This is a genomic window from Tabrizicola piscis, assembly GCF_003940805.1.
Taxonomy (GTDB): Bacteria; Pseudomonadota; Alphaproteobacteria; order Rhodobacterales; family Rhodobacteraceae; genus Tabrizicola; species Tabrizicola piscis.
This window is the reverse complement of the sequence record NZ_CP034328.1, coordinates 687608-710052: the sequence shown is the minus strand read 5'-3', so window position 1 is coordinate 710052 and position 22445 is coordinate 687608. Positions and strand designations below refer to the sequence as shown.

Annotated in this window: 19 protein-coding genes; 8 read left to right on the top strand and 11 right to left on the bottom strand. The window is 64.5% G+C overall.

Going from position 1 to position 22445, the window contains the following annotated elements:
• Positions 1-27 precede the first annotated feature (27 nt).
• From tatB to EI545_RS03335, 4 genes are read left to right on the top strand one after another with little or no spacing between them, the layout of a single operon-like run.
• Positions 28-630: a Sec-independent protein translocase protein TatB gene (gene tatB / locus EI545_RS03350; protein WP_125324157.1), complete on the top strand. Its 603-nt coding sequence runs from the start codon at positions 28-30 to the stop codon at positions 628-630.
• Entirely contained in the window at positions 627-1511 is an 885-nt protein-coding gene (gene tatC / locus EI545_RS03345; protein WP_125324156.1) for a twin-arginine translocase subunit TatC, read from the top strand. Before tatB ends, tatC begins: the two co-directional genes overlap by 4 nt.
• A complete protein-coding gene (locus EI545_RS03340; protein ID WP_245990267.1) occupies positions 1508-2350 on the top strand; it encodes an ATP-binding protein in 843 nt (280 codons plus the stop codon). Before tatC ends, EI545_RS03340 begins: the two co-directional genes overlap by 4 nt.
• Positions 2351-2402: 52 nt before the next feature.
• Complete coding sequence (locus tag EI545_RS03335; protein ID WP_125324155.1) at positions 2403-3677, top strand: hemolysin family protein; 1275 nt, start codon at positions 2403-2405, stop codon at positions 3675-3677.
• Positions 3678-3741: 64 nt separating this feature from the next.
• Here the strand turns inward: EI545_RS03335 and EI545_RS03330 are convergent, their stop codons facing one another.
• The 3 genes from EI545_RS03330 to surE are packed head-to-tail and all read right to left on the bottom strand — an operon-like array spanning position 3742 to position 6414.
• Positions 3742-4890 carry a M23 family metallopeptidase gene (locus EI545_RS03330; RefSeq protein ID WP_125324154.1) on the bottom strand — a complete coding sequence of 383 codons (1149 nt, stop codon included), beginning with the start codon at positions 4888-4890 and terminating at the stop codon, positions 3742-3744.
• Positions 4891-4945: 55 nt separating this feature from the next.
• Positions 4946-5632, bottom strand: a complete 687-nt coding sequence (locus tag EI545_RS03325; protein ID WP_125324153.1) for a protein-L-isoaspartate(D-aspartate) O-methyltransferase — start codon at positions 5630-5632, stop codon at positions 4946-4948.
• Positions 5629-6414, bottom strand: coding sequence for a 5'/3'-nucleotidase SurE (surE, locus tag EI545_RS03320; protein WP_125324152.1), 786 nt, complete (start codon positions 6412-6414; stop codon positions 5629-5631). The genes EI545_RS03325 and surE overlap by 4 nt, the downstream gene beginning before the upstream one ends.
• Before the next feature lie 127 nt (positions 6415-6541).
• Here surE and EI545_RS03315 point away from each other — a divergent pair, with 127 nt between their 5' ends.
• The 4 genes from EI545_RS03315 (at position 6542) to EI545_RS03300 (ending at position 10344) form a co-directional block, all read left to right on the top strand.
• The gene (locus EI545_RS03315) at positions 6542-7315 is read left to right on the top strand and encodes an ABC transporter ATP-binding protein (RefSeq protein WP_125324151.1); all 774 of its coding nucleotides are present in this window, start codon (positions 6542-6544) and stop codon (positions 7313-7315) included.
• Positions 7316-7346: 31 nt separating this feature from the next.
• On the top strand, positions 7347-8114 hold the full coding sequence (locus tag EI545_RS03310) for a transporter substrate-binding domain-containing protein (protein ID WP_125324150.1): 768 nt from the start codon (positions 7347-7349) through the stop codon (positions 8112-8114).
• A 665-nt stretch (positions 8115-8779) separates the two neighbouring features.
• Positions 8780-9517, top strand: coding sequence for an ABC transporter permease (locus EI545_RS03305; protein WP_125324149.1), 738 nt, complete (start codon positions 8780-8782; stop codon positions 9515-9517).
• Between the two features lie 83 nt (positions 9518-9600).
• Positions 9601-10344: an ABC transporter permease gene (locus EI545_RS03300; protein WP_245990395.1), complete on the top strand. Its 744-nt coding sequence runs from the start codon at positions 9601-9603 to the stop codon at positions 10342-10344.
• 91 nt (positions 10345-10435) lie between these two features.
• Here EI545_RS03300 and iolB read toward each other — a convergent pair whose 3' ends face one another.
• From iolB to EI545_RS03260, 8 genes are all read right to left on the bottom strand, one after another.
• Positions 10436-11242, bottom strand: coding sequence for a 5-deoxy-glucuronate isomerase (gene iolB, locus EI545_RS03295; protein WP_125324147.1), 807 nt, complete (start codon positions 11240-11242; stop codon positions 10436-10438).
• Positions 11243-11301: 59 nt separating this feature from the next.
• The gene (gene iolE, locus EI545_RS03290) at positions 11302-12195 is read right to left on the bottom strand and encodes a myo-inosose-2 dehydratase (RefSeq protein WP_125324146.1); all 894 of its coding nucleotides are present in this window, start codon (positions 12193-12195) and stop codon (positions 11302-11304) included.
• A gap of 7 nt (positions 12196-12202) precedes the next feature.
• Positions 12203-14029: a 3D-(3,5/4)-trihydroxycyclohexane-1,2-dione acylhydrolase (decyclizing) gene (iolD, locus tag EI545_RS03285; RefSeq protein WP_125324145.1), complete on the bottom strand. Its 1827-nt coding sequence runs from the start codon at positions 14027-14029 to the stop codon at positions 12203-12205.
• Entirely contained in the window at positions 14026-15954 is a 1929-nt protein-coding gene (locus tag EI545_RS03280; protein WP_125324144.1) for a bifunctional 5-dehydro-2-deoxygluconokinase/5-dehydro-2-deoxyphosphogluconate aldolase, read from the bottom strand. The genes iolD and EI545_RS03280 overlap by 4 nt, the downstream gene beginning before the upstream one ends.
• Positions 15955-16041: 87 nt before the next feature.
• Positions 16042-16863, bottom strand: coding sequence for a MurR/RpiR family transcriptional regulator (locus EI545_RS03275; protein ID WP_125324143.1), 822 nt, complete (start codon positions 16861-16863; stop codon positions 16042-16044).
• Between the two features lie 162 nt (positions 16864-17025).
• Positions 17026-18120 carry a LysM peptidoglycan-binding domain-containing protein gene (locus tag EI545_RS03270; RefSeq protein WP_245990265.1) on the bottom strand — a complete coding sequence of 365 codons (1095 nt, stop codon included), beginning with the start codon at positions 18118-18120 and terminating at the stop codon, positions 17026-17028.
• A gap of 317 nt (positions 18121-18437) precedes the next feature.
• On the bottom strand, positions 18438-19682 hold the full coding sequence (locus EI545_RS03265) for a transporter substrate-binding domain-containing protein (protein WP_164517195.1): 1245 nt from the start codon (positions 19680-19682) through the stop codon (positions 18438-18440).
• Between the two features lie 293 nt (positions 19683-19975).
• Positions 19976-22135 carry a serine/threonine protein kinase gene (locus EI545_RS03260; RefSeq protein ID WP_164517194.1) on the bottom strand — a complete coding sequence of 720 codons (2160 nt, stop codon included), beginning with the start codon at positions 22133-22135 and terminating at the stop codon, positions 19976-19978.
• Positions 22136-22445 lie beyond the last annotated feature (310 nt).

Here is a 22445-nt window from a genome sequence, read left to right as displayed (position 1 = left end):
TCCGGCATTCGGTAGGGGACGCAAGGCATGGATCTCAGCTGGTCCGAACTTCTGGTCGTGGGCATCGTGGCGCTGATCTTCATCGGCCCCAAGGACCTGCCCGGCATGTTCCGCGAGCTTGGCCGTTTCATGGCCAAAGTCCGCGCCATGGGGCGTGACTTTTCCCGCGCGATGGATCAGGCCGCCAAGGAGTCGGGCGTCAAGGATGTCGCCAACGACCTGCGCAAGGTCACCAACCCCAAGGCGATGGGGCTTGATGCCATGCGCAACGCCGCCGACAAGTTCGAAAAGTGGGATCCGATGAAGCCAGGGGCCTCTGCCGCGCCCAAGCCCGCGGCCCCGCTGACCCCGCCGCCGATGCCCCCGATGCCGACAGCCGCGCCTGCCGTGACCCCAGCCGCTACCCCCGTCGGGCCGGCGACTGCGGCCCTGGCCGAAAAGGTCGCAGCGAAAAGGGCCGCCTCTGCCGAAACAGTGGCGAAACTGCGCGAGGCAAAGGCGGCACCCGCGAAAGCACCTGTTGCGGCCAAACCGGTTGCCGAACCCGCCCCCACTGCCGAAGCGCCCGCCCCCAAACGTGGTGGCCGGGTGCGCAAAAAGCCCGCAGCGGGCGCAGGTGAAGACGCATGACGACCAAGGATGACATCGAAGACAGCTCGGCCCCGCTGGTCGAACACCTGGCGGAGCTGCGCAACCGGCTGATCTGGTCGGTCAGTGCCTTCCTGATCGCCATGATCCTGTGCTTTGTCGTGGCCGAACCGATCCTTGATTTTCTTCTGGCACCCATCGAAGAAGCAATGCGGTCGCTGGGCGATCCGAACCCGGTGATGCAGTACACCGCGCCGCAGGAATACTTCTTCACCTTGGTCCAGATTTCGGTCGTGGCCGGGCTGATGGTCAGCTTTCCGGTCATCGCCTATCAGCTGTGGCGCTTTGTGGCCCCGGGCCTTTACCGCAGTGAAAAGCAGGCCTTCCTGCCGTTTCTGCTGGCCTCGCCGATCCTGTTCTTCGTGGGCGCTGCCTTTGCCCACTATGTCGTCACGCCGATTGCGATGACTTTCTTCCTTGGCTTTGCCGATGCCTATTCGGTGATTGCCGCACTGGTGCCAAGCCTGACCGACGCCCCTGTCATCGATCCTGCGGCACCCGTCGTCGATCAAGGCATCGACATCGTGTTTCAGGGCAAGGTGAACGAGACGCTGGATATCAGCCTCAAGCTGATCCTCGCCTTCGGGCTCTGCTTCCAGCTTCCGGTGCTGCTGACGCTGATGGGCAAGGCGGGCATTGCCACCTCGGCCGGGCTGGCGGGAATGCGCAGGTATGCCATCGTCATCATCCTGATCGTCGCCGCCTTGGTGACCCCCCCTGATGTGATGAGCCAGCTGATCCTGTTCTTCGCGGTCTACCCCCTGTACGAAGTCTCCATCTTCCTGATCCGCCGCATCGAAAAGCGGCGCGAGGCTGAGGCGAAGGCCGATGGCACTTGGGTGGAGCCGGAGGCGGACGAGTGACCGATCCCCTTGACCGGATCGCCGCCGCGCTGGAACGTCTGGCCCCCGCGCCGATGCCTGCGCCCGATTTCGCCGCCGCCGATGCCTTCGCCTGGCACACCGGGCCGGACCGGCTGGAGCCGGTGACCAAGGTTGCCCGCGTCGACATCGGGCTGTTGATCGGGGTCAACCGGTCGCGCGATACGCTGTTGGAGAACACCCGCCACTTCGCGCGGGGCCTCTCGGCCAACAACGCCCTCCTGTGGGGCGCGCGGGGCATGGGGAAATCCAGTCTGGTGAAGGCCGTGCATGCCGCCGTCCGCGCCGAAGGCCACGCGCTCAAGATCGTTGAACTGTCCCGCGAAGACCTGCCGTCGGTGCAGCGCCTGCTGGCGCACCTGCGCGCCGCGCCGCACCGGTTCATCCTGTTCTGCGATGACCTGTCCTTCAGCCATGACGACCAGCATTACAAAAGCCTGAAGGCCGTGCTGGACGGCGGGATCGAGGGCCGGCCCGAGAATGTGCTGTTCTACGCCACCTCCAACCGCCGCCACCTGATGCCGCGCGACATGATCGAGAATGAGCGGTCCACCGCCATCACCCCCGGCGAGGCGGTAGAGGAAAAGGTGTCCCTGTCAGACCGCTTCGGCCTCTGGCTTGGGTTCCATCCCTGCAGTCAGGACGAATACCTTGAGATGGTCCAGGGCTACTGCGCGGCCTATGGCGTATCCGTCCCCGAAGACCGCCTGCGCGCCGAGGCGATCGAATGGCAGGCGACCCGCGGGTCACGCTCGGGCCGGGTGGCGTGGCAGTTCTTCTGTGACCTTGCCGCCCGCGAAGGTGTGGCATTGCAGGGCTGAGGGCAGCCACCGGTTGCAATGGCAGGGGTGATGCCCTACCTCCCCCTCCATCATGATCACCGAAATCCTTGTCATTCTGGCCCTGATCGTCGTGAACGGCGTTCTTGCCATGTCCGAACTTGCCATTGTCAGCGCCCGCCCCGGGCGCTTGAAAACGCTTGAGGCAAAAAGCCGGGGCGCGCGCATGGCGCTGCGGCTGGCCGAAAACCCGGGCAAGTTCCTGTCCACGGTCCAGATCGGGATCACGGCGGTCGGCGTCCTGTCGGGTGCGCTGTCCGGGGCGACCCTTGGCTTGCGGCTTGAGGGCTGGCTGATTGCGCAAGGGATGCCCGCCGACTGGGCCGCGACACTGGGTGTCGGGGGGGTTGTGGTGGCCCTGACCTATTTCAGCCTGATCATCGGCGAACTGGTCCCCAAACAGATGGCGCTTCGCAATCCCGAAGCCGTTGCCATCCGCGTCGCCCCGGCGATGACCTTTCTCGCCATGATCGGCGCTCTGATCGTGTGGTTGCTGGACCGGTCGGGCAAAGCCGTCCTGTTCGTACTGGGCCAGTCCGGCGCCAATGAAAACCGGGTGACCGAGGAAGAGGTCCATGTCCTTCTCGCCGAAGCCCATGAAGGCGGCGTGCTGGAACCCGAAGAGCGTGAGATGATGGCCGGCGTCATGCGCCTGTCGGACCGCACCGCCAGCGGCCTGATGACCCCGCGCCGCGATCTTGACATGCTGCCCCTTGCCGCCACCGGGGCCGAAGCGCTGACCGCCATCCGCCGCATCGCCCGGGCGCGCATGCCCGTGGTCAACACGGAAGGCGATGTGGTCGGCATCGTGCTGCTGGCGGATGCCTTTCAGGCCGTCTCGCGCCGCGAACCGCTGGACGTCGCTGCGCTGCTGCGCGAGGTGCCGGTCGTATCAGACCGGACGGAAGCGCTGGATGTGATTGAAATCCTGCAGAAATCCGAACATCACATTGCGCTGGTCTATGATGAGTATGGCCATTTCGAAGGCATCATCACCACCGACGACGTGCTTGACGCCATCACCGGGGCCATCGCGTCAAGCGAGGTGGACGAACCTGCGATGGTCCGCCGCGAAGACGGCAGCCATCTGGTGGCTGGCTGGATGCCGGCGGATGAATTCTGCGACAAGCTGGGCCTGCCGCGCGACATCGCCGGGGATTATGACACCGTCGCGGGTCTCGTCCTGCACCAGCTGGGCCGGATTCCAGAGCTTGGCGCGGTCTTCACCGTCGAAGGCCACCGGTTCGAAGTGATCGACCTTGACGCCCGCCGCATCGACAAAGTGCTGGTGTCCCGCCTGTCAGCCTGACCAAAGCGCACGAATTTTCGCCGAAAATTCGTGCCCTCCCGTGCAGGCAAAACGCCCCGGACGGCTACTGCAGGTAGGTCATCGGGTCGAAGCTTTCCTTCGAGGTATTGCGCACTTCGAAATGCAGGAAGGCCGGATCGCCCGCCGCGACCTTGCCGATGTCCTGCCCGCGCGACACTTTGGCACCCTTCTGCACCGCAGGGTTGCTGACGCCGACATAGACCGTCAACAGATCGCCCGCGTGGCGGATGATGACGATCCCCTTGCCATTGGTATCGGACGAGATCACGGAAACCGTCCCCGCATCCGCCGCCTTGACCGCAGTGCCCGCCGCTGCGGCAATGTCGATGCCCTGATTGGTCCGCTTGTCATAGCCGCGGATGATCTTGCCCTGCACCGGCATGGTGAACTTCGCCGCCGAGGCCCCGGTCGCCTGATCCCCAAGGTCGGGGGAGGGCGGGGTTGCCTTGGGCGTGTTGGCCGCGGCCTCGGTCTCTTCGTCGGGCAGGGGCTTGGCGGCCGAAGGCGGCTCGGGCGTGGGTGAACCGGCGCCCGGGGGGGTTACCACGGGTTCCGGGTCCGGCGCGGGGGCGGTGGCGATCGGAATGATCAGCGTCTGCCCTTCGCGTACCGCCATGTCGGCGCCAAGCTGGTTCCAGTCTGCCAGCGCCTTGGCCGACACGTTGTAGGTCCGCGCGATGGTAAAGGCGGTTTCGCCCCGCGCCACGCGGTGGGTCAGAGGCTGGCCGGGAATGGGCTGCGACGGGGCGGTCGCAGCCGCAGGACCGGCTTCGTCCAGCGCCGTCGTCGCGATTGCAGAGATGTCCACCGACCCGCCACCAATCACCGCTGGCTGCGCGGCCGCTGCCACGCGCGACGGCAGCAGCAAAAGCTCGCCATCGCGCAACGGGTCGGTCGGGCGCAGCGCGTTGGTGCGCGCCAGCTCCTCGGGGTTCAGGCCCAACCGCCCGGCCATCGAGGCGACGGTATCGCCACGCTGGGCCTTGGCCAGCTGATAATCCGGGTAGGACAGGATGCCGTTGGCATCCGGCGTCGGCACCGCCGCCGTCGCCTGCCGGGCCGCGTCTGACGTGTTGCCGCCACCCGCCCGCAGGTCCCAGTCCAGATTGTTGCTTTGCACACAGGCCGACAACGCCAGAACGCTTGCGCCAAGGACCAGACCGATCCGGGAAGTACTGCCAGGTGTCCGCATGTAATACCGCCTCTGAAGCCACTGCCCCGGTTGATCCGGGTTCTGGCGCGCTATCCTACTCGGACCCGAGCCCCTCGACCAGAGGGACAAACCGCACTGGGCGAAGTTCTTCATAGTCAAACCCGCGTGATGACCGCGTGACCTTGATCAGGCTTTGCACCGTATCCGACTGCCCGACCGGCAAGACCATGATCCCGCCGGGCTTCAACTGTTCCAGCAGCGGCCCCGGCGGGTCTTCTGCCGCCGCCGTCACGATGATCCGGTCGAACGGGCCCTGATCGGGCAGGCCGAACGACCCGTCAGCCGTGATCGAGGTGATGTTGGTCAGGTCCAGCTGGCGAAACAGCTCGCCCGCCTCGCGCACCAGCCGGCGATAGCGGTCCACGGTGTAGACCCTGCGGCACAGCTGCGCCAGGATCGCGGCCTGATAGCCCGACCCCGTGCCCACCTCCAGCACGGTGTCGCGCGGGTTGACCTGGAGGGCCTGCGTCATCAGCCCGACGACGGAGGGTTGGCTGATCGTCTGACCGCAGGCAATGGGCAGGGGCATGTCCTCATAGGCCCGGTCGGCAAACAGTCCGCGCACGAACAGGCCCCGGTCCACCCGCTCCATCGCCGTCAGCACGCGGGTGTCCGTCACCCCCCGGGACCGCAAGGCAAACAGGAACCGCATCTTGCGTTCGGCAAGCCCCTCCCCGGGCTGATCGGAGGTGTCATCAAAGTCCTCCGGGCCGGTGCTCATGCCAACCGGGCCTCAAGATCGGCCAGAAGATCATGCGCCGTCAGGTCCGCGCGCATCGGGGTGATCGAGATGAAGCCTTCAAGGTTTACCGCCGCATCCGTGCCGGGCAGGGTGGGCGTATGCTGCGGCCCGCCCTTGATCCACAGGAACTTGCGCCCTGATGGCGACTGGTGCGGTTCCACACTGAAGGCCGTATCGCGGCGGAACCCCTGTGGGGCCACTTTCATGCCCAAGGTGTCAGCCGCCGTCAGGGGCGGGAAGTTGATGTTGTAAAACACCCGGTAGTCGCCTTCGGTCCAGATGCCCTTGTCCAGAAGGGCGCGCACGACAGCCGCGCCATGGACCCGCGCGCTTTCGAACGGATCGGCCAGCCGGGCGTTCTCCGGCCCGAAGAACTGCGACAGCGCAATCGCCGGCACGCCCTGCAACGCCGCCTCCATCGCGCCGCCGATAGTGCCGGAATAAAGCACGTTTTCCGCCGCGTTGTTCCCCCGGTTGACGCCCGACAGCACCAGATCCGGCTTTGCCCCGTCCAGTACGTCATAAATCGCCGCCAGCACGCAATCCGCCGGGCTGCCTTCGGCCGCAAAGCGCCTTGGGGCTAGTTCGGCAATCATCATCGGATGGGTATAGCTGATGCAATGCCCCACGCCGGATTGTTCAAAGGCGGGGGCCACCGTCCACACCTCGCCCCCCGGCCCGGCGATCTTGGTGGCGATCTCGGTCAGGACCTCAAGGCCCGGGGCGTTGATGCCATCGTCATTGGTGATCAGAATGCGCATCGCTTCCCCCGTGGACCCATCCCCTGCTTAGACGACGCACAGACCCCCTTCAAGCGCCCCGCCCGGAATGAAGGGCTTGCGCGGCTGCGATTTCACCGCTTTGATGCCCGGAAAGCAGTGGGGGACCATGGCCGACAACACCCTTTCATCGACCGAGGCGATCCAGGTCCATGACCTGCACAAAAGCTTTGGCACGCATCATGTGTTGAAGGGCGTCTCGCTGACCGCGCATGAAGGCGATGTGGTGGCCATCATCGGCGGCTCCGGGTCGGGCAAGTCCACCATGCTGCGCTGCATCAACTTTCTGGAAACGCCGTCCTCCGGCGTCATCTCCATCGCGGGCGAAGCCGTGGCCATGCGCCCGGACGGCAGCCCCGCAGACCGCCGCCAGTTGGAACGCATCCGTCAGTCGCTCGGCATGGTGTTCCAAAGCTTCAACCTCTGGACCCACCGCACCGTCCTTGAAAACCTGATCGAGGTTCCGGTGCATGTCATGAAATGCCCGCGCGACGTGGCCATCGAGCGCGCGCGCAAACTCCTCGCCCGCGTCGGTCTGGCCGAGAAAGAGGGCGCCTATCCCGCCTTCATGTCCGGCGGCCAGCAGCAGCGCGCCGCCATCGCCCGCGCCTTGTGCATGGAACCCAAGGCCATGCTCTTCGACGAACCGACCAGCGCCCTCGACCCCGAACTGGTGGGCGAGGTGCTGCAGGTCATCAAGGGCCTCGCCGATGAGGGCCGCACCATGATCCTTGTCACGCATGAGATGAAGTTCGCGCGTGAGGTTGCCACCCATGTCATCTACCTTCACAACGGTCTGATCGAAGAACAGGGCCCGCCGGACCAGCTGTTTGGCGCCCCGAAATCCGACCGTCTGAAACAGTTCCTCAAATCCGTCGCCTGAAAAGACGGAACAACCCACCAAGGAGACACACATGAAATTCACAACCCTGGTCGCCGCCGCGCTGCTGTTCGCAGCCCCTGTCGCCGCGCAAGAGGTCAAGATCGGCATCGCCGCCGAAGCCTACCCGCCCTTCGCCAGCCCCGACGCCTCCGGCAACTGGGTCGGCTGGGAGGTCGACTTCATCAACGCCGTCTGCGCCGCTGGCGAAATGCAATGCGTCATCACCCCGGTCGCATGGGATGGCATCATTCCCTCGCTGACCTCGGGCCAGATCGACGTGATCATGGCCTCGATGTCGATCACCGAAGAACGGTCCAAGACCATCGACTTTTCGGACAAGTACTACAACACCCCCACCGTCATCGTCGGGGCCAAGGGCGGTGACATCGCCCCGACGCCAGAAGGGCTGACCGGCAAGATCATCGGCGTGCAGGCCTCGACCATCCACGCCGACTACGCCCAGAAGTATTTCGGCCCCACCGCGGCCGAGATCAAGATCTACCAGACCCAGGATGAGGCGAACTCCGACCTCGCCGCCGGCCGCATTGACGCGACCCAGGCCGACAGCATCGCCATGGACGCCTTCCTCGCTTCCGAAGCCGGCATGGCCTGCTGCGAAAGCAAGGGCGCGGTCGCCGATGATCCGACGATCCTTGGCCTTGGCGTCGGCGCCGGGATCCGCAAGGGCGAGGATGAGCTGCGCGAAAAGCTGAACGCGGCCATCGCAAAGGTCATCGCCGACGGCACCTATGACACGATCACCGCCAACTACTTCTCGTCGTCGATCTACGGCGGCTAAGGCGTGATCCGCCGGGGCATGCCAAGGCAGGCAAAGGCGCCGTCCTTCCCGCCAGGGGGGGGCGACCATGGCAGGACTGCCATGGCAGCCGACGTTCCCCATGCCAGCAGGATGCCCCCCACCCCCATCCCCTCCCCACAACGGGGGAGGGGAGGCGCGCACGCCCAGCGTCGCACCCATGGCCAGCCACCCACGCCACACCATGGCGATCAAGCGCTTCCTTTCCTCCATGCGGGTCAAGCAGGGGCCGGCAGGACTGCCTCGGCAGCCGACGTTCCCCATGCCGACAGGATGCCCCCCACCCCCAGCCCCTCCCCACCAGGGGGGAGGGGAGGCGCACACGCCCAGCGTCGCACCCATGGCCAGCCACCCACGCCGCACCATGGCGATCAAGCGCTTCCTCTCCGCCATGCGTGTCAAGCAGGGGCCGGAAGGACTGCCTCGGCAGCCGACGTTCCCCCTGCCTGCGGGATGCCCCCCACCCCCTCCCCACAAGGGGGGAGGGGAGGCGCGCATGCCCAGCGTCGTGCCAATGGCCAACCACCCACGCCGCACCATGGCGATCAAGCGCTTCCCTCCCCCCTCGTGGGGGAGGGAGAGGGTGGGGGGGCCGCGTTCCCTAACTTGCGTCCACGCAGCGCCCTTTCCCCGGCAAGGGCCGCGTCATGACCGGCGGTCCGCTTCTGGCCTCAACCCTCGATCTGCTCGCCTTCTCCCCGCCCGGCTGGGGGGCGACCCTGCTGGTAGCGCTCAGCAAGTCGATCATGATCGCGATCGGGGCGTTCGCGCTTGGCCTCCTGATCGGGGTCGGCGGGGCCTATGGCAAGCTTTACGGCAGCCCCGTCACCCGTGACCTCTTGGGCATCTACACCACCGTGGTCCGCGCCGTGCCGGAACTGGTGCTGATCCTGATCCTCTACTTCGCCTTCACCTCCTCACTGAACAACCTCCTGCTGGCCTGGGGGTTTGAGCGGGTGCAGATCTCGGGCTTTGTGGCCGGCATCGTGGTTCTGGGCGTCGTGCAGGGCGCCTACGCGACCGAGGTGTTGCGCGGGGCCATCCTCTCCGTCCCCTCCGGCCAGATCGAGGCGGCGCGCGCCATGGGCATGCCGCCCCTGATGCTGGCTTGGCGGGTCACCTTCCCGCAGATGCTGGCCGCCGCCATTCCGGGGCTGGCGAACCTCTGGCTGATCGCGACGAAGGATACGGCCCTTCTGGCCGTGGTGGGCTATGCCGAACTGACGCTGGTCACCCGGCAGGCAGCCAGCACGACCAAGGCCTTCTTCACCTTCTTCATGGCGGCGGGTGTCCTGTATCTGGTGATCTCGATCCTTTCCACGATCCTCTTTGCTAAGGCCGAAGCCTGGGCCCGCCGTGGTCAGGTCCGGCCGGGGTCGGGCTGATGGCGGACCTCCCCGTGCAACAGGCGGCGGCCCAGCCCGAGGCAGCCCTGACCCCCGGCTTCTGGGTGCCCCGCCGCATAGTGATGGCCGCCGTGGCGGTGCTTCTGGTGATCTGGTGCGCCACCAGCCTGAACTGGACATGGCTCGCGTCTGAAAAGTACCACAGCCTGATCCTGCGTGGCATCTGGACGACCTGCTGGCTTTTGGTCGTGACCATGGTCTTGGGGATGCTGCTGGCCATCCCGCTTGGCCTTGCGCAGGCGGCAGGCCCGTGGTGGCTGGCCATGCCCGCCCGCGCCTTCTGCGGGCTTGTGCGCGGCACGCCGCTGCTGTTGCAGCTTTGGCTCCTGTACTACGGGCTCGGTTCGCTGTTCCCGTCGATCCCGTGGATCAGGGAAAGCGACCTTTGGCCCATCCTGCGGCAGGCCTGGCCCTATGCGGTCCTTGCGCTGACGCTCTCTGTTGCAGGCTATGAAGGCGAGGTGATGCGCGGCGCCTTCAAGGGCGTGCCGCATGGCCAGCTTGAGGCAGCAAAGGCGATGGGCATGCCCCGCTTCACCATCTTCCGCCGCATCTGGCTGCCCCAAGCAATCCAGCGCGTTCTGCCCACCTTGGGGGGCGAAACCGTGCTGACGCTGAAGGCCACGCCCTTGGTTGCCACCATCACTGTGGTAGACATCTACGCCGTGTCATCGCGCATCCGGCAGGATACTTTTGTGGTCTACGAGCCGCTCCTGCTTCTGGCCGTGGTCTACATGGCCATTGCCGGGCTGATCGTCCTCTTGTTCCGCTGGCTGGAAAACCGGGTGCCGCAAAAGACGGCCTGACCGTGGCCAGAGTTTAACATCTGGTAAACGCGGTCGGCCAAGCCACTGAAATCAAACAGTTTGCCAAGTGTCCCGGGCAGGGACACCCCCCTCAGGCGTCCCGCTTGGCGATCCAGTCATGGTCGGGATCATTCTGGAACCGCCACTTCCGGGTCGGCCCCGCCATCACGTTCAGATAATACATCTCATACCCATACGGCGCCCCGCAGGGATGATGCCCTTTCGGGACCAGCACCACGTCATGGCTCTTCACCGCCATGGTCTCATCCAGCGACCCATCCTCGGTATAGACCCGCTGGACGCCAAACCCCTGCCCGGGGTTGAGGCGGTGGTAGTAGGTCTCTTCCAGATAGGTCATGCGGGGAAAGTCATCCTCGTCATGCCGGTGGCTGGGGTAGCTTGACCAGTGCCCGGCGGGGGTAAAGACCTCGGTGACCAGCAGACTGTCCGCCACCTCCCGCCCCTCCATCGCGATGTTGTTGACGTGGCGGGTGTTCGTCCCCTTGCCGCGCGGGGTCAGGTCAATCCCGTCCGGCCCCAACCGCTGGGCCTGATGCCCCCCCATCCCAGGTGCGGAACAGACGGCCAGCGTACAGGCGGTGGTCGCCACCGCGCTCCAGTCGCTGCCATTCGGAACATAAAGACAATGCGGCGCGGTCTTTTCGAACACGTCCATCCGTGCGCCCATCTCACCCCAGTCCTGCCCGGCCGCTTGCACGGTCGCCTTGCCCTCGACCAGCACAAGGATCACCTCCCGGTCCCCCGTCGCCTCCTCGGCCACGTCGCCCGGTTCCAGCCGGTACAGCGAGAAGCCTACATACCCCCACCCCGCGCTTTCGGGGGTGATGTCATGCACCTTGCCGCGTGATCCTGTCGGCTTGCAAAGAAGATTGCCCATGGCTTGCTCTTTTCCAAATACTCCGGGGGTCCGGGGGCTGGCCCCCGGTCCGCCGCCTGTCAGATGAGACCGGCGTCCCGCGACAGCCGCTTCAGCGTTGCTAGACCCAGCGTCTGATACAATAGCGGATTGCGGACGTTCGGGTCCTGCTCGGCCTCGATCACGATCCAGCCGTCGTAGTTTGCCCCGGCGAGGATCTTCAACAAGGGGGCAAAGTCGATGCCGCCCTCCTGATCGCCTGGCACGGTGAAGGCTCCGGCAACCACGCCTTGCAGGAAGCTCAGACCTTCTGCCCGCACGCGCGCAGTCACAGCGGGGCGGATGTTCTTGGCATGGAAATGGCGCACGCGGGCGATGTGTTTCGTCAGCACCGCAACCGGGTCGCCGCCGCCAAAGGCGCAGTGGCCCGCGTCGAAGAGAAGGTGGGTGTGCGGGCCGGTCGCGGCCATGAAGGCGTCGATATCGTCGGGCGATTCGACGATTGTGCCCATGTGGTGATGGTAGACCAGCGTCAGGCCCTGCGTGGTCAGGTAGGCCGCGAAGGCCTCCAGCTTCACGCCGAAAGCCTGCATTTCAGCCGCCGCCAGGCGGGGCCGGTCGTTCACTGGCTTGGCCGCGCCATGGATCGCGTTCGAGGTTTCGCAGACGATCATCACCTTGCAGCCATTGTGCTTCAGCTTGGCGATATGGGCCTGCGCGGCCTTGATTTCATCCTCCACCGACCGGACCAGAAGTTCGGTCGAATACCAGCCCGAGATGAACTTCAGCCCGTATTCAGCCAGCAATGCCCGCAGCGCCTCTGGCTCATCGGGCCAGCGGTGGCCGTTTTCGATGCCGTCAAAGCCGATCTGTCGGCCCGCCTCGTCCAGGATGCGGGTGGTCGGGATGTCGGCGCCGATGGTCTGGTCGTCGTCGTTGGCCCAGGCGATGGGGTTGGTTCCGAATTGGATCATGGTTTGCTCAGTTCACTAGCCATTGGGCGCGGGTGCCCGCTTCATAGGCCTTGCGGGCCTCGTTGACTTCTTTGCGGTCGGAGACTTCCGGGACCGCGACTTCCCACCATGTCCCACCAGCGCCGGTGCCGGGCGCAGGGTCGGTGTCGATGACGATGACGGTCGGGATGGTGGCGGATTTCGAGGCGGTCATCGCCGCCTCAACCTCGGCGATGGTTGCGGCCTTGACGACATTTGCGCCCATGCTGCGGGCGTGGGCGGCAAAGTCGATGTCGGTGGGGTTCACATGGTAGCTGTCCGCCAAAAGGTTGTTGAACGCAGCGCCCCCGGTGGCCTTTTGCAGACGGTTGATGCAGCCGAAACCACGGTTGTCGGTCAGAACCACGGTGAAGGGGATGCCCATCATCACCGCAGTCGCAAGTTCGCTGTTGGCCATCATGTAGCTGCCATCCCCGATCATGCAGATGACGTGGCGGTCGGGCTTGGCCATCTTGATGCCCATGGCCCCCGCAATCTCATACCCCATGCAGGAAAAGCCGTATTCCATGTGGTAGCCGCCCTGCGACGCTTTCCACAGGACATGCAGCACGCCGGGCATCGAGCCGGAGGCGGACATGATGAGCGCATCCTTTCCCGTCGTCCGCTGGACCGCGCCGACAACCTGCGCATCAGAGGGAAGCTCATTGCCCTTGGGGGCAGCGGTGACGGTGTCGGTCGTCTGGAACCATTTCGCGCGATTGGCGAAGTCGGGGTCGGCGAAGCGGTGGTGCCCAAGGGCGGCGCTGATCTTTTCCAGCGCGATTTTCGCGTCGCCAACAAGGGGTTGGGCCGCGCGCTTATGCGCGTCGTAGCCGTGGATGTTGATGGACAGAAGTTTGCGGCCGGGGGCGGAAAAGACCGTCCATGACCCGGTGGTGAAGTCCTGAAAGCGGGTGCCGACGCCGATTACAAGGTCGGCCTGCGCGGCAAGGTCATTGCCGCAGCCGGTGCCGGTGACACCGGGTGAGCCGAAATGAAGCGGCTCCTCCCAGTCCATCGCGCCCTTGCCGGATTGGGTTTCGACCACGGGGATGTTGTGGGTCTTCGCGAAGGAAAGGAGCGTCTGTTCCGCGCCCGAGTAAAGGACGCCGCCACCGGCGACGATCAGCGGGGCCTTGGCGGCGCGGATCGCGGCAACGGCGGCCTCAAGCTCACGCTGGTCGGGTTCGGGGCGGCGGATGAACCAGGTTCTGGGCGTGAAGAATTCGACCGGGTAGTCGTAGGCTTCGGCCTGTGTATCTTGACAGAAGGCAAGGCAGACCGGGCCGCAGTTTGCCGGGTCGGTCATCACCCGCAGCGCGCGGGGCAGGGCGGTGAGGATGTGTTCCGGCCGGCTGATCCGGTCGAAGTAGCGCACCACGGGGCGGAAGCAGTCATTGGCGCTGACGGTGGCGTCGTCGAAATCCTCGATCTGCTGCAGCACCGGGTCGGGCGCGCGGGAGGCGAAGACATCGCCGGGGATGAAGAGGACGGGCAGGCGGTTCACATGCGCCACGGCGGCGGCGGTGACCATATTTGTGGCGCCGGGACCGATGGAGGAGGTGACGGCCATCGCCTTGCGGCGGCCATTGGCCTTGGCATAGGCGACAGCGACATGGGCCATGGTCTGTTCGTTATGGCCGCGCCATGTGGGCAGGGTGTCCTTGTGGGCATGCAAAGCCTCACCCAGACCCGCCACGTTGCCATGGCCGAAGATCGCCCAGACGCCTTCGATGAAGCGGCTGCCGTCCTCGGCCTGTTGCACCGAAAGCCAGCGGACCATGGCCTGCGCGGCGGTAAGGCGGATCGTGGTCATGCGTTCGCTCCTGTTTCGCGGGCGGTGTCCCAGACTTTGCACAGCCGCGCATAGCGGTCGGCCATCATTGCAACGGCCGCGTCATCGGAAAGCTGGCCCTGCAGCCAGCCGCGCGCGGCATCTGCAAAGATCGTGCGGCCAATGGCGAAACCTTTCACCAAGGGATGCCGGGCCGCAAGCCGGAACGAGGCGGCAAGATCGGCTTCGCTGGCATCAAGGCCAAGGACAACGATGCCGCGCACATGGTTGTCATTCCGGGTGATGGCCGCACAGGCGTTCGTCCAGGCGGCGTCGGTGGTGAAGGGTTCCAGCTTCCACCAGTCGGGGTAGACGCCCAGATCATAGAACCGCTGGATCAGGGTGGCGCTGGTCTGGTCGTCCACCGGGGCGACCTTTGAGGGGATCAGCTCCAGCAGCATTTCAAGCCGGTTGCGGCGGCAGGCGTGGAACAGGCGCAGGACGACATCTTCCTGTTTCGCCCGGGTTTCGGCGTCATCATCGGGGTGGGCGAAGCACAGAACCTTGACCACATGACCCAGCGGCCATTCCTGCAAGCCGCCGAAATCGGGGCCCAGTTCAGGCTCAAGCGTCAGGGGGCGCGATCCGGGCCATTCCACGGGCCGACCGATCCAGAGCCCGGTTCCCGCTGCCCGGTAGAGCGCGTCGCGGCCAAGGCGGCTGTCGCAGAGGATGCCATGGCCGGGTTTGCCGCCTGCGACCTGCAGGGCGGCGGTCAGGCACAGCTGCTTGAAGGCCGCGATCTTCGCCGGAGTCGCGCCGTCCATCGCCTCAAGCTGCAGGCGGTGGTCGAAGGCAAAGACGCGCATGGTGGACTGGTCATGGTGGCGATTGGTGGCCCAGTGGATCTGCTCCAAGGCCGGGTCCTTGCGCAGGGCGGGGGTGACGACGCCGCGCTTGAGGAAGAACTGCAGCTCCTCCCAGCTTGGGTAGGCGGGGGTGCAGCCGTGGCGGCTGACGGCGAAGGCACCGCAGGCGTTGGCATAGGTCAGGGCGGTGGGCCAGGGCTCGCCGTCAAGCCAGCCCTTGAGGAGGCCGGACATGAAGCCGTCGCCTGCGCCCAGGACGTTGAACACCTCGATCGGGAAGCCGGGGCCGGTTTCGCCGTCGTCAAGGCTGTCGGGGATTTCGCCGGTGAAGGCGGCGGCGCCCATGGGGCCGCGTTTGCAGACGAGGGTGGCTTTGGAGACGGCCCTGACGGCGCGCAGGGCGGCGATGGTGTCGGTCGTGCCGCCGGCGATGTGAAACTCTTCCTCGGTGCCGACGATGAGGTCGAAGTAGTGGAGCGTGGCCTGCAGCTTGGCGGTGACCTGTGCGCTTTCAATGAAGCGGCTTTCACCGTCGCCATGGCCAGCAAGGCCCCAGAGGTTGGGGCGGTAGTCGATGTCCAGGGCGGTTTGCAGGCCGTGCTTGCGGGCGAGGGTGAGCGCTTTCAGCACCGCCGCTTCTGTGCGGGGGTTGGAGAGGTGGGTGCCGGTGGCGACGACGGCGCGGGCTTCGGCGATGAAGGATTCATCGATGTCATCTTCGCACAGGGCCATGTCGGCGCAGTTTTCGCGGTAGAAGATCAGCGGAAACTGCTTGTCGTCGCGGATGCCGAGGAGGACGAGGGCGGTGAGGCGTTCGGGGTCGGTCTTGACGCCGCGCACGTCGACACCTTCGCGGGCCAGTTCTTCGCGGATGAAGCGGCCCATGTGTTCGTCGCCGACGCGGGTGATGAGGGCGGATTTCAGGCCGAGCCGCGCGGTGCCAGCGGCCATGTTGGTGGGGCTGCCGCCAATGTATTTCTGGAACGACCCCATATCCTCCAACCGCCCACCTACCTGTGCGCCGTAAAGGTCGACCGACGAGCGGCCGATGGTGATGACATCCAGCGGCCTGCCTTTTTTGTGCGATGTGGTGCCCATGCCGACAGTCCCCCTGCAAATGGCCGCCAAGGCCGAGTCGCCCGCCAATATGGAATGAATATTCTATTTCTGCCGCACGGGGAAGCCTTAAGTTTCGCGCCTTGCCGCCACCGCCACCGCAAGCGACAGGGCCAGCGCAATTGTGGCTGACAAGGACCGGAAGGCGCCGAAATCCACCTCGGTCACGACAAGGGTGGTGTCGGCCAGCCGGGCAAGCGGGCTTTCGGCCCGGTCGGACAGCGCGACGACGGGGAGCCCGGCCACTTTCGCCGCCTGGGCAAGCGCCAGTGTTTCCGCCGCATAGGGCGCGAAGGACACCACCAGCAGCGCATCGCCGGGCCGCAGGGCGGCGCGATTGGCAAGGCCACCGGTGCCTTCGTGCAAAAGCGCGGGGATTTCCAGTTTTTCCAGAACATAGGCCAGATAGGCGACCACTGGGTAGGAGCGCCGCAGCCCTGCCAGATGGATGGTGGAGGCGCGGGACAGGCATGTAACCACCTGATCAAGCAGGGTTTCGTTCAGGTCTTGTGCCAAAGCCTCAAGCGACTGGCGCCCCGCGTCGATGAATTCGGCCACCAGGGCCGACGGCGCACCCTTTGGCCCGGATTTCAGGTTGGCCAGACGCGCGGCATAGTCGGGCAAGCCCATTGGCAAAGCGCTGCGAAACAGGCGCTGCATTTCGGCAAAGCCGGAAAACCCCATCACTTGGCAGAACCGCATCAGGGCAGAGGGCGGCACCTCTGCGCCTTCGGCAATCTGGGCGACGGTGGACAGCGCGACGCGGTCGGAATGTGTGGCCAGATGGTCGGCGCATTGCTGCAGGCGGCGGGGCAGCTGGCCGCGAATCTGGGTCAAACGATCGTGGAAGGCATCGACCGTGTCCGGTGGGGTCTGAAACGTGCGGATCATGCTGCCATCTGCTGCGGCGGGTTTGCCTAGTCTTCCAGACTATGGAATGAATGTTCCATTTCGGCAAGCTTTTCGTCACGCGCGTGGGAACGGGCGGATCAATAAGAAAAGCCCCCGCGTCTTGCGACGCAGGGGCTGGATTTGCCGGGCCAGATGTTCGGGTTACTGGCTAAGCTTGTTGTATTCGGCAAGGCCGGTGGCAACGATGTCGTACCATTCGCCGGATTCCCGCATCTCGGTAATGCCGCGGTTCAGCATGGCGATATAGACCCGGCCGCGCGGATTGCTCTTCGAGGTCAGGAAGTGGTAGGTGATGAACGTCGCCAGCGCCGGGTTCGGCGAGACGCGGTCATTCGCGTTGAGTTCGGTAAAGTTTGCCGATGCGGTTTCAGCCTCGATCGAATAGAGGTCAACTTCGCCGTTGATCAGCATTTCAGCGCATTCGAGCGGCGATTTGGGGTGAACATAGGTCACCAAAGGTTCGACCAGACCCTGAACTTCAAGGTCGCTGATCGGCCAGGCTTCAGGCCGGCAGATCCGCGCACCAGCGTAATCGGCGAATTCCCGGGCGGCGGCGTATTTGCTGTCGTTCAGCGTGTTGAACGCATAGGCGGTTTCATAGATCGGCAGCGAGAAGTCGAATTCGGTGCACATCCGGACCGAGAATTCGCCAAGCAGATCAAGCTTGGAGCAATCGGGCGATTCCCACGCGATGGACACGTCGAAGGCACCGGACGGCAGCAGAACGTCGATATGCGACATCCAGTCGTCAACGTAGTTGATGTTGTAGCCGCGGTCGTTCCCGCCGCGCTGCATGGCGGTGGCGGCCATGCGCACGAAGATGCCGCCGCCGGTCAGCGATTCATCCGCGAAGGGCATCCAGTTGTTGGAGCTGACGAACTTCAGCGGCGGTTCATAGGTGTTGCTGTTGGTACGCGTGGCTTCCTGTTCTGCCGTCTCTTGCTGGATGATCGAGGACAGCTCGGAGTCCGGCGTCAGACGACCGTCTTCGCAAGGCAGGATCAGCTGCAGGCCGGCAGGAAGATTGTTCGGGTTCGCGGCCAGCGCATCGCGGTTGGCGTTGAAGATCATCTGATAGTCATAGGACCCATAAGCCGCCTGGGCGATGGTTCCAAGGGTGTCGCCATCCGTGACGGTATAGGTCGTGCAGGCTTCCTGGGCAGAGGCCACGATCGGAAAGGCGATAAGCAACGCCGACAGTGCCGTCGAGCGGTATTTGTCAGATCCAGTTCTCATGTATGTCATGTCCTTCTGACGACAGTTGCGATTGGCGAACGATACTTCATTTCCGAAACAATCCGCCTACGCCGCCTAGAAAGAAGGTCGGAAGTGGCACGAATAAGGCAATTCGAAGGATTCACTGTCGCAAACCACCTTTGGGTGAAAATGTGACTGTTCGTAGAAACAATGGCACAACCCAAGGGGATACATTCAGCGCCGCATTAGCCCGGGATTGCGCTGCGATTTGCCCCCGGTTGGGTGCGGTTTCACCAGTTGCCCAATGAAATGGCCGGCCCAGATGGGCCGGCCATTGGGGAAGCCTTGTGGTCGTTCTATTGCTGCAATGCGCCGTTGGACAGGGCCGACGACACGATGTCGTACCATTCCCCGGATTCGTACATTTCGATCACGCCGCCATCCATCTGACGGATCATCTCGACGGCGCGGGCATTCGATTTGTGGGCAATGACATGCAGGCTGTCCAGTGTCATCAGATGCGGGTTCTGGGCGAAATCTCCCGTCAGGCCAAGCGCGGCAATTGCCGAATCGCCCACCTCGGCATCGATCGAGACGAGGTCAACCTTGCCGGCGGCCAGATCTTCGAAGCAGTCGGTCACTTCGATCGGGCGGGACAGGTCGATCTTGTCGCTGGTCAGGCCAGCTGCTTCCAGCACCCCGGTTGTGTAGCCTTCGGGACGGCAGATGCGCTTGCCTTCAAAGGCGGTGTAGCTGGTGGCGGACAGAAGCTCGCTGTCGGCAGGCATGAAGAAGCCGTCGACGATTTCATACAAGGGGGCCGAGAATTCAAAGTTTTCGCAGCGGGCGAGGTCAGCGGCTGACAGGGCGTCGGGCGCTTCACAATTCGGGCGGACCCAAGGAAAGCTGAGATCATAGGCGCCAGACGGCAAAAGCGCGTCGATATGGGCCTGCCAGTCGTTCACGAAGGTCAGGTTGTAGGGGATCGCGGGGTCTGCCCGGAAGATCGCCATCTCGACCAGCTGGGTGAACATGCCACCGCCGGGCAGCATTTCATCGGCAAAGGGGGCGTAACCGTTGCCCGTCACCAGACGGTAGGGAAAGGCCATTGGCGGCTGTGACTCGGTTGCCGGAACTTCGGGCGGCGCTTCGGGCGTGGCGGCGGCAACCTCGACTGGTTCGGGTTCCGGGGCGGGTTCTGGCGCCGGTTCCTGCACCACGACCTCTGAACCGCCGAGACCGGCATCACCGACGGGTAGCTCTGGCACGACTTCAACAGGCTGCTTTGCCGGATCGACCACCTCGGTTTGCAGGCCGACCGATGGGGCTGCCGCAGTGACGGTTTCCTCTCTGGGGTCGCAAGGGATGGCAAGCGACACGCCGATCTCGATAAGGTCAGCCTTGGCGCCAATGGTGTCGACGTTGGCACTATAGATCACGCGGTACATGTCTGCGTCGCCATAGGCATTGCGGGCGATGTAGCGCAGGTTGTCGCCGGGCGCCACGACGTAGGTGGAGCAGGCTTCCTGAGCCCAGGCTGTGCCACCAGACAGGAAAGCGGCGGTGCAGCCGATGCAAAGCGTTTTCGTTGGAATCTTCATCAGTGCACTCCTATGGCCCACCGCCAGACGTGCTTCTTGCCCTCGTCTATCGAGGCCGCGCAGCAAGGCGGTGGACATTTGCTGGTCATTTTCATTCTGAAATCAAGGCCTTGCGACGGAATGGGCCCGATCGCGGGTTGTCTGCCGGGTAATCGCCTGACCCAAAGCCTCGACCAGAGGATCAAGCCTTTGGGGCCCTTTGCCACGAGGCTGGTCAGTATCACCCAAAGACGCCGCTTGGCTTTCGGTGTCCATGGCGACGGTTCTGGTCAGTCCTTTGATCACGACCTGCCTCACTGTCCGGCTTTGACGGCCAATTGCATGGTTGCGGTAGCAAGCTTGTTGTCGCGGATGATCGAAAACTCGGTCTGCGGGGTGCCCACCTCGACCAAGGCAGCCATGATCGTCTCAAGCGAGGTCGGGCCGTCCAGTGCCGTGCCGGTGATCTTGTCCCGGAACAGCACATCGCCCTGCCGCAACTGGGTTGCACCGGGCGAAGTCACCCCGGTTACGACCGTTTTCCATTCGCCCTCGACCGTGCTGATCGTGACATTCACACCATTGGCCAGACTGACCCGGCGTGTGGCATCCACCGTCATCAGACCGGTCTGCCGTTCCAGCGACGACCCCGAATACTGGACGACGACGCGGGCCTTGCCGTCGGGGTCGACCTTCATTGCGTTCAACACGGCGGTGGTGATGCTGCCGCTTTGCTGAATGTCCACACCGTTGACGGAATGCAGGATCAGGCCGTTTGCCAGCCAATCGCCAACTTCGGCCACGTTCACGTTTGGCAAAAGCCGGAGGACGATGGCCACACGTTCGCCGCCTATAATCCGGTTGTCTTCGATGAAGGGCATTTCTACATCCCAGGCGGCAAAGCCAACCTGGTTTTCCTGCAAGGCAACGGGTGCAGCTGCCGGGGCCGGGTCTGCTGCGGTGTCATCGGCTGCGGCTGCGGCTGTGGTGTCTTCGACCGCAGGTTCCGCAACGGCTTCCACGATGGGGGCTGGCTCGGCAACCGCAGGCTCAGCTTCCGCCACGACAGGTGCAGCTACTGGTTCGGCAACTTCGGTTTCAGCCGCAGCTTCTGTCACGGTCTCTGCCACCGGTTCCGCTGCAGCGGTTTCGGTGGGTGTGACTGGCGCCGCCGTTGCGGACACTGAAGGAGCGGGGTCGGCAGCTGGTTCGACCGAGGCTATCGGTGCTGCGGACGGGGCAGGGGCGTCGTCGCCACCCATCAGCATGACACCAACGCCGACGATGGCCAGGGCGGCGGCAATCCCGCCGATCAACTGCACAGGCATGCCGCTGCGCCCGGATCCGCGGACCTGCGGCACCGGATCGGCGGCTTCCACCTTTGGCTGACTTTGCGACACGGTGCGAGCAAGTTGGGGCGGGGCGCCAAAGGTGACGGGGGCCGGGCGTGCAGCCTCGGCATTGGCTTCTGAAGACCGGGCGAGGGCGACCATGGCCTGCACCGCCGCTGCGATATCGTCAGCCGGGCCGACCGGAAGCTCAAGCCCGGGACGGAACATGGACAGCCATTCCTGCGCCGATTGAACACGCTGCTTCGGCAGGGTGTACAAAGCCTTGTCGATGGCCGCCAGAAAGCCCGGCGGATAGCCTTCGAAACGGCCTTCCAGCGGGATGTAGGGGTCGGCCTTGTCCTCGGCCAGAGCCGCCAGACGGGCCTGACCGTTCACCGGGGCCTCGCCACCAATCAGGTGGTACAGCGTGGCGCCAAGGGCATAAAGGTCGCTCCACGGGCCCTGTTCGGACCCGGCGATATAGAATTCCTGTGGCGAGTAGCCATCCTTGACGACCCGCAGCGCCGACATGGCCCGGCTTTTCTGGCTGGCCTGTTCCCGCGCGGCACCAAAGTCGATCAGGATCGGCTGGCCCTTCTGGTCGATCAGCACATTGTCGGGCGAGATGTCGCGGTGCAGCATGTCGTTGGCGTGGATGAAACCGACGGCTGCCAGCAGCTTTTCTGTCATCTGCACGATCTCGTCCGGCCCGGGCATCCGGCCCTGACCTTCGATGATCTGCTGCAGGTCAAGCCCGTCGATATAGTCGATCGCCATGTAGGCGGTGCCGTTATCCTCGAACACCTGATGCACGGCGACGATGTTCGGGTGGACGATCTTCGAAAGATGCCGCGCCTCGCGCACGAAAAGCTGCACGACCGACCGGAGTTCGGCCGTGTGGGCGCGCGACCGGGCTGAAACCATCGTCTTGCTGCGGCGGCAGAAAGAGCTTGGGAAGCACTCCTTGATGACGACATTGCGGTCGAGGCTGTCTTTGGCGAGATAGGTGATGCCGAAGCCGCCGCTGTTGATGTAGCGAACGATCGTGTACTGGCCCTTCAGCAACTTCGTGCCGGGCTGCAATTCGTCGACCAGATCCTCGACATCATCGGCCGGAGCCTCGACAGCCTTTTGCTGCGCCATCTTGCCCATCCTTCCCGCAATCGCGGTGCGTCTGAATGCCAAAAACGTGCGATACTGCGGGGATATCTAGCATTTCCCACGCTTCGCCTGGCATCGTCCACGCCCGCGCACCAATCTACAGTTTGATGCTTGGTTGTGGATGACGGCGAAAATGGGGCGCTTGGATGGAATATTGAAGGACCGGGCGCTCAACCACGGGGTGAAGCGTTTGATCCGCGATTTTGGCGGGTCGAACGTCGCGTCTGGGCTGGTGAAGCGATTCTGGAAGATACTGTTCAATAGGGACAACCGGTTTCGGCCCATCCCGTCG